Genomic DNA, 11,957 nt, shown 5'->3' on the forward strand with positions numbered 1-11,957 from the left:
GTTCAATGCCCGGTGATGCGGTCTGCCAGGGCCGCTAGCCGCGATGTGCGCGGCAGCCCCTTTGCTTCCCGCTCGTCGGCAATCCGATAGAGCTGATACATCGAATGGACGCCCAGCCAGCGCAGCGGCTCTGGCTCCCACTTGCGCACGGTTCGATTGACCCAGGGAAGCCGGGTCAGCTCGGTGTCGTTGTCCAGCAGAAGATCCCTCAATGTGCGTCCCGAGAGGTTCGAGGTGGAAACGCCGAGGCCGACATAGCCGCCTGCCCAGCCTATTCCGGTCTGCTTGTCAAAGCCCACTGTCGTGCACCAGTCCCGCGGCACGCCGAGCGTTCCACACCACGCATGGTCGAGCTTGAGCCCCTTGGTCTGCGGCAGAAGCGTCGTCAGGATCTTGTGCAGCTTGTCGATCGTCGCCTGCTGGGTGACGCCTCGAAGGTCGGTTTTCGAGCCGAAGCGATAAGGCACCCCGCGCCCGCCCATGGCAATGCGTCCTTCCCGGGTGCGCTGCGCGTAGCAGTATGTGTGTGCGGCGTCGCCGAGAACCTCGTAGCCATCCCAGCCGATTTCGCTCCACAGCTTGTCGGACAACGGCTCGGTGACCACGATAGCGCTGTTGAGCGCCAACCAAAGTCTCTCGTGGCCGGCAATTCCCGCAGTGAAACCCTCGGTCGCCCGCACGATCTTTTCCGTGCGCACCAAGCCTCGGCTGGTTGTGACCTTGCCTTTTTCGATCGACAGCACGGTTGTCTGTTCATAGATCTGCACACCGAGGCGCTCCACTGCCTTGGCGAGCCCCTGCACCAGCTTTGCGGGCTGAACCCGCGCAACCTTCTTGATGACGAAGGCGCCGCGCGCGTTGTGCACCGCTATGCGCCGACGCATCTCGGCTGCATCGATATACCCCACACGTTCGTCAGTCAGCTCCCAGGACCTGGCATGGGCATACATCGCCTTGGCGCGCTGCTCCTGCGCCTCGTTGGTTGCGACCAGCAGTTCGTCGGTGCGGCGAATGTCGGCGTCGATGCCTTCGGTTTGCGCGACCGATATGACCTCGTCGACCGTGCCAATCATTGCCGCCTGCATGGCAACGACTCCAGCGCGCGACGATGCCTTCTCATATTTTTCGCGCGACCATGAGAACCCGCCGGACAGCCAGCCGCCATTGCGTCCCGAAGCACCGAAGCCGGCGAACTCCTTCTCGACGATGACAATATTGAGGTGGGGCGCTGCCTGCTTCAGATAATAGGCGGTCCAAAGGCCGGTATAGCCGGCGCCGACGATGCAGACGTCGGCCATGATATCGCCCTGCAGCGGCGGCCGATAGCCGGGCACGCCGCCGATATCGGCATACCAGAATGAAACGTCGCCGTTCTTCTTCACGTCCATTGTCGAGATTTTCCCAGATAGGATTCAGGTCAGCGTGAAATCGGCGTTTTCGTCGTCCGCCAACAGCTTCACGTCGCTGCCCGCGAATACGAGATCAACCTCGTCGCCGATGGCGAAGGTCTCGGCGTCCAGCGAAGAGCGCACGATCGCCTTGGAGGTGTCGGCCAGCACGACCTCGTATTTGGAGCCCGATCCGAGATAGATGGCCTCGCCGATGCGCCCGGGCAGGGTGTTTCGACCCTGTCCGCCCTTCCCCCGTCTGGCGAGGCTCAGCTTCTCCGGCCGCAGCAGCATCACGGGTTTGGCGCCGTCGGCAAGGCGTTTGGCGGCAGCCACTTTCCGCCCTTCTATGTCAATGGCGGTCTCGTTCCCGGAGGTGGAGGCTGCGCCGCGCAGTATCGTCGAGTCGCCGACGAATTTTCCGACGAACAAGGTCTCGGGCTCGTCGTAGAGCTGGCGACCGGTGCCGATCTGCTCGATGCGTCCCTGGTTGAACACGGCGATGCGGTCCGAGAGGACCAGGGCCTCCTCCTGGTCGTGCGTGACATAAACGAAGGTGGTGCCCAATTCGCGGTGGATCCGTTTGATTTCGAGCTGCAGCCATTCACGCAGCTTCTTGTCGAGCGCGCCGAGCGGCTCGTCCATCAGAAGCAGCGGTGGGTCGAATACGATGGCACGCGCCAGTGCGACGCGCTGCTGCTGACCGCCGGAGAGCTCGCTGGGGAAGCGGTGGCCGAAATCCGCCATCTTCACCATGTCCAGCGCCTTGCGCACCCGGGCCTCGCGATCGGGATTGGCGATGCCGCGCAAGGTCAGGGGATATGCGACGTTCCTGCTGACCGTCATGTGAGGAAACAGCGCGTAGTGCTGGAAGACCACGCCAATGTTGCGTTTATGCGCCGGTACGCCGATGACGCTCTTGCCGCCGACATCAAGCGAACCCGAACTGACCTCGGTGAAGCCGGCGATGACGTTGAGCGTGGTCGTCTTGCCCGAACCGCTGGGCCCAAGCAGCGTCATGAACTCCCCCGGCTTGATGCCTAGCGAGACTTTATCGAGAGCGATGAAGCTGCCATAGTGTTTGCTGACGGATTTGAGATCGATGGCTGCGCCGCGAGTCGATGGTGAGGCCATGTCAACGTCTTCCCTGTCTCGAACAGATCAACAGCCCCGCCCCGATCACCAGCGACGTAGTGATGAAGAGCAGCGTGCCCACCGCCGCAACGGTAGGATCGGCGTCCCGGGTAATGCTCGAGAATATCTGGACCGGCAGTGTCTTCAGATAAGGGCTGGTGATGAACAGCGCGACGATGATCTCGTCGAATGAGGTGACGAACGCAAACAGCAGGCCCGACAGGATGCCCGGCGCGATCAGCGGCAACGTCACCGTCCTGAACGCCGTCAGCCGGGTTGCGCCGAGGCTGGCCGCAGCAGTTTCCAGCCGTTTGTCGAAGACTTCCAGGCTGGCGGAGACGGCGATGATGACGAAAGGAACGGCGAGCATGGTGTGGGCAAGCACGAAGCCGGTCATGGTGCCGACCAACCGCGTATCGAGATAGACCGCATAGATTCCAACGGCGAGCACCACCCCCGGCACGACCATTGGCGTGATCAGCAGCGCGCGCAGCACGCCGCTGACGCGGCTTTTCATGCGATCGAGGCCGAATGCCGCCAGCGTGCCGATGACGGTGGCGAACACCGCCGTGACAACGGCGACCTTGAGCGAACCGATCAGGCTCGCCGACCATTCGGGGTTGGTGAAAAAGTTCTGGTACCACTGCCAGGAAAAGCCCGATGGCGGAAAGGCCAGCGACTTCTTGTCGTTGAACGACATCGGCACGACGACGATTGTCGGTGCGACCAGCCAGACCGCGACGAGCAGGCAGTACAGACCGAGCAGGATTCGACCGGGCTGTTTCATCAGCGTCTCGAGCCCGTCTTGTGCGGTTGCCTCGACAGCGGTGCTGCGAGCGCGAGCAGGACGAAGGTCGCGATCAACAGCACCACACCCATCGCACCGCCGCGGCCCCAGTTTAGCAGGCTGAGCACCTGGTTCTGGATCAGGGTCGAGAGCATGGTCGAACGCGGACCGCCGAGCAGCGCGGGGGTGATGTAGAACCCGAGCGCAAGAATGAACACGATGATGGCGCCTGCGTAGACGCCAGGAAGCGAGAGCGGCAGATAAACCTGGGCAAAGGCGCGCGCCGGGCTCGCGCCAAGGCTCCGTGCCGCCTGCATGAGCCGCAGGTCGATCGTTTTCATCACCGAATAGAGCGGCAGGATCATGAACGGCAGCAGCACCTGCGCCATGCCGATCACCACGCCTGTCTGCGTGCGGATCAGCTTGACCGGACCAAGGCCGACTGCCCGGATGACGGAGTTGATCACGCCGGAATCCTGCAAAAGGATAACCCATGCCAGGGTGCGCACCACACCGCTCACCCAGAACGGCACCAGCACGCACAGGATGAGGACGAGCCGCATCTTGGGTCCGACTGCGGTCATCACATAGGCATAGGGATAGCCGGCAATAAGACATACCAGCGTCACCCAGGCGGAGATCGCGAAGGTGCGCTGAAGTACGGTCAGGTTGACCGGTGTGCCGAAGAACCAGGCATAGTTCTGCCATCCCCATTGCGGCTCGGAAAAGCTGCGCAAGGTAACGATGGCGAGCGGCAGACCCAGGCAGATGACGAGCAGCAGCAGCGCCGGCGCGACGAGCCAGAAAGCCTGTCCACGAAACCAGCGCCGCCGGTCGTCTGCGGCGACAGCCGGAACAGTGTTCCGGCTGTCGATTGCTCTCATTGCCACGGTGGCGGACCTAGTTGCCCGCCATCAACGCGTTCCACTTTTCGTTCGCCACCTCGAAGTTCTCCACCCAGAACTTGATGTTCTGCTGGTAACCGAGCTTCAGCTTGTCCGGCGTGTTGGTCATGAACGCCGCTGTGATCTCGTCCACTTCGGGCTTCGCGTCCTTGTGGATCGGGGTATACGAGGTGGTTTTTGCAAGCGTCTCCTGGGCGCTCTTGCCGACATAGGCGTTGATCAGCGCATGCGCCGCGTCGGGGTCCTTGACGCCCATCGGAATGGTCATCTGGTCCATCACGACCAGCCAGTCCTGCCACGCCGGCGTGTACTTCGCGCCGTTCTTCACCGCAGTCATGGCACGTCCGGTCCACATCGCGATCATGTCGGCTTCGCCGGACTCGGCGAGCTGCTGGGAATCGGCTCCGGTCTTCCAGAAGATCGTGTCCGGACCGAGCGACCTCACCTTCTCGATCGCCTTGTCGATATCGGCAACCGTCATGTTTTCCACCGATCCGCCGGCGGCGAGCAATGCCTGCTCGATCATGCCGCCGGAGAGATCGCCGCTGCCCTCCAGAGCGCGCGAGCCCGGGAACTTCTCGATGTCGAAGAAATCCTTCCAGCTCTTGGGCGGGTTATCCTTGTACTTTTCGGTGTTGTACATCAGCACCACGCCATAGTTCATGGCCGGCACACTGCATTCGCTGATCTGGCCCTCCGGAATGTTAGACGTATCGATCTTCGAGAAGTCCAGCTTCTGGAACAGCTTGCCGCAATAGACGTAGGGCGGGAAATCGCCGGTATCGACAACGTCCCAGGTGACATTGCCGGACTCGACCTGCGCCTGCAGTTTCGAGATTTCGGTTGGCCCGTCGCTGAGCAGCGTCACTCCGGACTTGTCGACGAACTCCTTCAGCGCGGCGATCTGACCATCCTGGTAAATGCCTCCATACGAGACGAAGGTAAGCGTCTTGCCCTTTAGCGAGCCCTCGGCCACCTCGCCCGCCACGGGCTTGCTCTGTGCAAGCGCTGCGGTGGTGATCATCAACAGCCCGAGTGCGGCCACGTGTCCGATCTTGGTCTTCATAGTTTTATCTCCCATTTATGTGCACCCGCATTAGTTCGGTTCGCCCGGCTGCGAGCCTTGTCCGGGCGTGTATCGATTGAGTTCCGCCGCGCCGCTGGTCGGTGGCGCGATGATCCAGAGCACCTGCGCTGGCGTCTTGCCGATGTTTGCAGTGCGATGCGGCGTCGAGGTTGCGTATTCGATGCTGTCGCCCTCGTTCATGACGAAGCGCTCGTCTGCCAGCGTCAGCTCGACTGTTCCCTTCAGAACGACGAACATCTCGTGCTTGCCGCCATGCGTGTAAGCATCGTTACCGGTCGAACCGCCGACGTCGAAATCCCCCGAATAAACCTCGAACTCATGGATCGGCCGCCGCGACAGCAACGTCTTTCGACAGCCGTGGCTGATCGGCAGCAGTGGGCGGTCGCCTCTGGCGAGCACCTTGTGGAACCCACCTTCGGTCTGCTCGAACAGGTCGTTGATGCCGAGATCCAACGCAGCCGCGATCCGCATCAGGGTGCTGGCGCTGGCGCCGCTCAGATTGCGCTCGAGCTGGCTGATGAAGCTCGCCGTCGTGCCGACCATGTCGGCCAGCTGGCGAAGCGAAATGCGTCGGGCCGTGCGAATGGCCTTGATCCGCCCACCGACATGCTTCGCCTTGTCCGCGTCCGCCGCTGCCAGCGCGGCCACGTCCGGGGATGTCGCATGGTCGACTTTCACCGCGGGCCTCCTTCACTTAACACCCTATTAAGTGAGGTGCCGGAACGCAAGCGATTTGTCGAGATACGATACGATCCTGGGTCGCCGAGGGCAGCTTCACGCAGGATTTCTGCTCAGGACGCGGCCATTCGGTTAAAACGGCTCGCCGCGGTCTCGGCCATCGCATCGGCGAGGCCCATCTCCCATTGCGTGCGGCAATAGGCGCGGAAATCGAAGCAGGGCAGGCCGGGGCAGACCTCGAATTCGATGAGATGGACGCTGTCGTCGGCTTCGACCCGGAAATCGATGGAAAATACATCTCGCAGGCCGAGCCCGGTCATCAGGCTTTGCGCGATCCGTCGGATCTTTGCATCGGCTCGCGGCTGGCTGGCGGCGACCGGCAGCAGCTCGGGCTCGGCGTATGTCCCCGCCTCCCTGGCAGCCTCGCCGGTGGCGCCATAGAGCGCCAGGCTGTCTGCCATGGTCTGGAAATCACCGCCCGAATCGACAAAGGCGACGCCGAGCGCCTCGACGCCGGTGTCCGGCTTGAGGCCGAGATAGCTCGCGCGCACATTGCGCCCGGCTAAATAGGGCTGCACAACGACGTCGTCGCGATAGGCGGCGAACACACGCCGGCTAAGTTCCAGCGCATGGCCGAGATCGGCACAGCGCGAGTCCCGCCAGATGCCGATCTTGGCGCCGAGCCGGTTTGGCTTGACGAACCAGCCAGCCGACGAGGCTGGCGGCTCGACCAGCCAATGACCGTCGCGGGCCAAACCTGATTGCGGCACCGGCAGGCCGAGTGCGCCAAGCACGGCGCCAGCACGGAACTTGTCCTGGCACAGCGCAAACAGCGCGTCATCGGCACCGATCACCTTCAGGCCATTCAGCCGTGCCAAAGCAGGTGCGGCGCCACCGCGGAAATAGGCGATGCCGTCGGTCAGCGTCCAGACAAGCGTGGACTTTGGGCCCTCGCCGGCGAGAGCGCTCGCGGCATCGTCGAGCGCCACTGGAACAAAGGACAGGCCGCGTGTCAGGCAGGCTGCGGCCAGCGCATCGAACTCAGAGGCGATGTCGGTCGATTGCGCCAGATAGGAGGCGATTTCGGCGGCGCGCGCCGCCACGTGGCCATCGGCGACCAGCCGGTCGAAGCAAGCCTTTTCGGGCTCGTAGACAAGGACCAGCTTCGGCTTGCGGCTTGACATGGGATGAACGATTCCCGGGGATGAACGGGTCCTGGCAGCGCGATTGCCTACCATCGCACGGCGAATGTATCAGGCCTTCGCGGAAAACCGACGTCAGCCGGACGCCTGCACGACAGTGCTGGGCGATCTTCTTGTTTGACCATGATCTTTTCCGAACCAAAGGTTCGGGATCATGGTCTAGGCGATCAGCACGCGCGGCTCGAAGCGGCCGTTGACTGGAATGTCGAGCAGAAATGTCATGCCGGCTTGCGGGTCCAGCAGGCGCTGCTTCTCATTCTTGCCCGACCAGGCTGAAGTCACCGCCAGCCGGTCGGCATTCCTGCCGACAAAGGCCGGGCAAGACGGTTGCGTCACCGGCATCGCGACCGAACGGATGAGCTTGCCGTCAGGCCCGTAGGCTTCGATGACGCTGCCGCCCCAGCAGGCGTTCCAAAGAACACCGTCGCGATCGAGCACCGAACCGTCGATATAGCCCTTGGCCTTGCGATGATCGACGAAGATCTTCGGTTCGCCGACTGGCAGGCCGGTCGCTGGATTGCAGGCGACGCGCATCAACAGGCCGGTGCTGGTATCGGTGTAACAGGCGACCGTTCCGTCCTCGGAAAAGCAGATCGAGTTCGACACGGTGATGTCCGAATAGAGCCGACGCAGCTCCCCCTTGAAGAACCAGTAGATCGAGCCGGCGGCCTTTTCCTCGCCCTTGCCCATCGTGCCGACCCAGAAGGCGCCGCAGGGATGGACGCGCGAATCATTCGAGCGCGTCACCGGATTGTCGGCCTCGATCGCCGTGTGCAGCGTCATCTTGCCGGTCGCGACATCGCGGACATGCAGGCCGGTTTCGGTAGCGATCAATTGTCTGTTGTCATCGATGACGGCGATGGCGCTGGCCATCTGGCCAAGCTCGTGGATTTTGACCGCACCGCCGGAAAGGTGCTTTTCCAGAAGCTGGCCGTTGACGATGTCGAACCAGTAGAGCGTATCAGTGGCGGGGTCATAGCTCGGGCCTTCGCCGAGCTGGCAGACATGGTCGGAAAGAACAGAAACGATGGCTTCGTTCATCGCACTGCTCCAAACGCCGCATCCCAGGCGACGACTGCGGCCTGTGCTCGCGTTGCCACCTCATCCACGTTCATACCAGGCTTGAACAAGCTGGAGCCGAGGCCGAAGACGCTGACGCCAGCAGCTTTGTAGCCGGCAAAGTCCTTTTCCGACACACCACCGACCGCGCCGACCAGCATATCGGAAGGCAAAACCGCGCGCATCGCCGCGATGCCGGCTGCGCCGAGCACGCTGGCCGGGAAGAATTTCAGCGCCGAGGCGCCGAGCCGGATGGCCTGAAATGCCTCGGTCGGGGTGAACACGCCGGGCATCGTCACCATGCCGTAATTCATCGCGCGACCCATGACCTCGGCATCGATGTTGGGGCTGACCAGCAGCCGCCCGCCGGCCTTTTGCAATCCGTCGACATCGGCCGCGGTCAGCACAGTGCCGGCGCCGACCAGTGCCGTCGCCGGCAGCGCCTCCGCGATCCTTGCGATCGAGGCGAAGGGCTCCGGCGAATTGAGCGGAACTTCGATCGCTTCGATGCCGGCCTCGAAGATCGCCCGGCCAATGGCCACCGCCTCGTCCGGCTTGAGGCCGCGCAAGATGGCGACAAGGCCGCGCTCGAGCTTCGGAAATGGTGCGGTCTCGGTCATGCGGTAACTCCGCTTCCAGCAATCATGCCATTTTCGCGCGCCGCCTCGATCAGGCCCGCACGCACCGCCTCGTCGGCATCGACGGTCCGAACCGCGAGTCCAGCGAGGCCGAGCGCCTCCGTGTACAGCGCGCCGAGCGCGCCGGAAGCGACCAGCACGACCGACCCGCCTTTCCCATAGCGCCGGCTGGCCGAGGCGATCTCGCCGCCGATCAGCAGGCCGGACAGGCAAGCAGCGGCATCGTCGGGCTTCAGGTCCTGAAGCAGGCCAGCGGCGCGGATCGAGAACAGTCTCGACGTGACATCGCCGCCGTCGGCAAGCGCTTGCTCGCACCAGCGCCGGAAAAACGGATTGCCTGGTGCAACCGGCTGGGGCTGCTCGCCCAGCGAATGGCGCAGGATCGAGTGCGCCGCCAGCACCGAAAACAGCTCGCCGGTCGGCCACGTGCCGAAAGCGGCAACAGCGCCGTCCTCGACCAAAACCCATTTCGAATGGGTCCCGGGCATGCAGACGAGATGACGGCCCTTTGCCGGCAAACCAGCGCCCGCCAGTTGCGTTTCCTCGCCGCGCATGACGTCGGGCGCATCGGCCTGGCGCTGGGCAAGCCCCGGCACGATACGGATGTCGCGGCGCTGGCCGGGGATGCGCGCAGCGCCGGCAAGGATGGCGCCGATCGGCGCCGGCACGGTGACATAGGGCGCCTCCAGCCAGCCCTGGCGCGAGCCGGCCATGCCGCAGATGATGACGGGCATCGCTTCCGGCGCGCCCATCGCCACCAGATGTCCTTCGAGGATGGTCGAAAACCCGGCGGCCTGCGCAGTGATCAGCCCGTCGTCGCCGCGGCGCTCGGCAAGGACGTTTCCGGCCTCATCGATCAGCCAGACCCGGAGACGGGTTGTGCCCCAATCGACGGCGGCAACGGCCGGCACCTTGTTCGGAAATCCTGGGCTCACAGGAAGCCCCCATCGACGATCAACATCTGTGCGGTCAGCATCCGCGAGGCGTCCGACGCCAGGAACAGCACTGTGCCGACAATGTCTTCCGGCTGCATCACCTGCTTGATGCATTGCTTGGCAACGTGGGCGGCGAGCGCCTGTTCGGTGACCCAGAGTTCCTTCTGCCGCTCGGTGATCACCCAGCCGGGTGCGATCGCATTGACACGAATGCCGTCGGCGCCGAGCTTGCCGGCAAGCCCCTTGGTCAGGCCGACGATGCCGGCCTTGGCGGCGGTATAGGCCGGCATGTCGGGGTGGTTGATCAGAAACGACGTCGACGTGAAGTTGATGATCGAGCCGCCGCCGGCGCGCTTCATGCCCGGCGCTACCGCCTGTGCAGAGAAGAAATGCGGACGCAGGTTGACCGCCTGGTTGTTGTCCCAGAATTCCACGGTGACATCTTCCACTGCGTGGCGATCATCAAGTGCTGCATTGTTGACCAGCACGGTGACGTCGCCATGCGCTTCGGCCGCCTTGGCGGCTGAAGCCCGCAGCGCCTCGACATCGCGTATGTCTGTCTTGAGATAGAGAGGCCGGCGGCCGAGATCCTTCTCGATGCGGTCGGCCAGCGCAAGGCTCGGGCCATCGGCGATGTCGATGAAGGCGACCTTCGCTCCCTGGCGGGCAAAGCCGTCGGTCAGCGCCGCGCCGATGCCGGAGCCGCCGCCGGTGATCAGCACCGAGGCACCTTGAAGGTCGGCAAAGCGTGCCGATGGCATCATTTTTTTCTCCCTGCGCATGACCCCGGAATCGGTTTCGATTTTCGGAAAGGATCATGCGCAAAAAGTGCTACAGCGTCCTTTGCGCTTCCAAAGGACGCGCGGCGCTGTAGGCTCAGTCGGCGCGCATCCTAGCCAGCCCGGTCGGGGGAGCAAAGGAGAAAAACCGATTCCCGAGGCTTATGTCAGACAAAAAGACGATCACGTCCCACTACGCGTCCTTGCTGCGGCGGCCAACCCCTCGAGGCATCGAGCGCACGCACAGCCTCGCTTTGTCTGCAACTGGCCGACAGACGCCCCGCATGCAGCAGGCAATCCTCAAAATGTCGCGATTGGCAGATCACCGGCGAGGTTGTAAGGGCAAGCACAAATGCCCATCCGATCCGCCGGAGATCCGCCATGCCTCTGAAAATCGCCGTCCAGATGGACCACATCTCCACCGTTTCGATTGCCGGCGACACGTCTTTTGCGCTGTCGCTGGAAGCGCAGCGGCGCGGCCATCAGTTGTTCCACTACACGCCCGACCGGTTGTCGCTGCGCGGCGGCAAGGTGTTTGCCCGCATCGAGGAAATGCAGGTCCGCGATGAGAAGGGCAATCACTATTCGCTCGGTGAAGAAGTCCGCACCGACCTGTCGGAGATGGACGTCGTCCTGCTCAGGCAGGATCCGCCGTTCGACATGAACTACATCACCACGACGCACATACTCGAGCGCATCCATCCCAAGACACTGGTGGTCAACGACCCGGCGTGGGTGCGCAACAGCCCGGAAAAGATCTTCGTCACCGAATTTCCCGACCTGATGCCGGAAACGCTGATCACCAAGGACCCGCTGGAGGTCGCCGCCTTCCGCAAGGAGTTCGGCGACATCATCGTCAAGCCGCTCTACGGCAATGGCGGCGCCGGCATCTTCCACCTGCACGAGGCCGACCGCAACCTTGCTTCACTGCTCGAAATGTTCGGCCAGTTGTTCCGCGAGCCCTACATCGTGCAGCGTTATCTGAAGGAGGTGCGCGCCGGCGACAAACGCATCATCCTGATCGACGGTGAGCCGGTCGGCGCCATCAACCGGGTGCCGGCCGAGCATGATTCACGCTCCAACATGCATGTCGGCGGCCGCGCCGAAAAAACCGAACTGACGGCGCGCGAACGCGAGATCTGCGCCCGCATCGGCCCATCGCTGAAAGAGCGCGGCTTTATCCTTGTCGGCATCGACGTTATCGGCGACTACATGACCGAGATCAACGTGACGTCGCCGACCGGCGTGCGCGAGGTGGAGCGTTTTGGTGGCGCCGATATTGCGAGCCTGTTCTGGGATGCGGTCGAGGACAAACGCAAGTAGCGCACGCTTGGCGGAACAGCGTTTTTCCGACCCAGAGCGCCG

Annotated in this window: 12 protein-coding genes; 1 reads left to right on the plus strand and 11 read right to left on the minus strand. The window is 63.2% G+C overall.

Annotated elements, in window-relative coordinates:
* Window positions 1–2 precede the first annotated feature (2 nt).
* From CIT31_RS04635 to CIT31_RS04685, 11 genes are all read right to left on the minus strand, one after another.
* Complete coding sequence (locus tag CIT31_RS04635; RefSeq protein ID WP_095517610.1) at window positions 3–1,388, minus strand: NAD(P)/FAD-dependent oxidoreductase; 1,386 nt, start codon at window positions 1,386–1,388, stop codon at window positions 3–5.
* 24 nt (window positions 1,389–1,412) lie between these two features.
* Window positions 1,413–2,522 (minus strand): ABC transporter ATP-binding protein, encoded by a 1,110-nt coding sequence (locus CIT31_RS04640; protein WP_095517611.1) that lies wholly within the window; start codon window positions 2,520–2,522, stop codon window positions 1,413–1,415.
* Between the two features lies 1 nt (window position 2,523).
* The gene (locus CIT31_RS04645; RefSeq protein ID WP_095517612.1) at window positions 2,524–3,309 is read right to left on the minus strand and encodes an ABC transporter permease; all 786 of its coding nucleotides are present in this window, start codon (window positions 3,307–3,309) and stop codon (window positions 2,524–2,526) included.
* Window positions 3,309–4,193 carry an ABC transporter permease gene (locus CIT31_RS04650; protein WP_095517613.1) on the minus strand — a complete coding sequence of 295 codons (885 nt, stop codon included), beginning with the start codon at window positions 4,191–4,193 and terminating at the stop codon, window positions 3,309–3,311. Before CIT31_RS04650 ends, CIT31_RS04645 begins: the two co-directional genes overlap by 1 nt.
* A 16-nt stretch (window positions 4,194–4,209) precedes the next feature.
* Entirely contained in the window at window positions 4,210–5,280 is a 1,071-nt protein-coding gene (locus CIT31_RS04655) for an extracellular solute-binding protein (protein ID WP_095517614.1), read from the minus strand.
* Between the two features lie 30 nt (window positions 5,281–5,310).
* Window positions 5,311–5,979, minus strand: a complete 669-nt coding sequence (locus CIT31_RS04660; RefSeq protein ID WP_095517615.1) for a helix-turn-helix domain-containing protein — start codon at window positions 5,977–5,979, stop codon at window positions 5,311–5,313.
* A gap of 113 nt (window positions 5,980–6,092) precedes the next feature.
* A complete protein-coding gene (locus CIT31_RS04665; RefSeq protein ID WP_095517616.1) occupies window positions 6,093–7,163 on the minus strand; it encodes a D-alanine--D-alanine ligase family protein in 1,071 nt (356 codons plus the stop codon).
* Window positions 7,164–7,340: 177 nt separating this feature from the next.
* On the minus strand, window positions 7,341–8,222 hold the full coding sequence (locus CIT31_RS04670; protein WP_095517617.1) for an SMP-30/gluconolactonase/LRE family protein: 882 nt from the start codon (window positions 8,220–8,222) through the stop codon (window positions 7,341–7,343).
* Window positions 8,219–8,860, minus strand: a complete 642-nt coding sequence (locus CIT31_RS04675) for a 2-dehydro-3-deoxy-6-phosphogalactonate aldolase (protein ID WP_029347857.1) — start codon at window positions 8,858–8,860, stop codon at window positions 8,219–8,221. The genes CIT31_RS04670 and CIT31_RS04675 overlap by 4 nt, the downstream gene beginning before the upstream one ends.
* A complete protein-coding gene (locus tag CIT31_RS04680) occupies window positions 8,857–9,813 on the minus strand; it encodes a 2-dehydro-3-deoxygalactonokinase (protein WP_245316103.1) in 957 nt (318 codons plus the stop codon). Before CIT31_RS04680 ends, CIT31_RS04675 begins: the two co-directional genes overlap by 4 nt.
* Entirely contained in the window at window positions 9,810–10,577 is a 768-nt protein-coding gene (locus tag CIT31_RS04685) for an SDR family NAD(P)-dependent oxidoreductase (protein WP_095517733.1), read from the minus strand. The genes CIT31_RS04680 and CIT31_RS04685 overlap by 4 nt, the downstream gene beginning before the upstream one ends.
* Before the next feature lie 396 nt (window positions 10,578–10,973).
* On the opposite strand from CIT31_RS04685, the gene gshB reads away from it, so the two are divergent.
* On the plus strand, window positions 10,974–11,915 hold the full coding sequence (gene gshB, locus CIT31_RS04690) for a glutathione synthase (RefSeq protein WP_095517619.1): 942 nt from the start codon (window positions 10,974–10,976) through the stop codon (window positions 11,913–11,915).
* Window positions 11,916–11,957 lie beyond the last annotated feature (42 nt).

Origin of the sequence: Mesorhizobium wenxiniae (assembly GCF_002284535.1) — a bacterium.
GTDB classification, from domain to species: Bacteria; Pseudomonadota; Alphaproteobacteria; order Rhizobiales; family Rhizobiaceae; genus Mesorhizobium; species Mesorhizobium wenxiniae.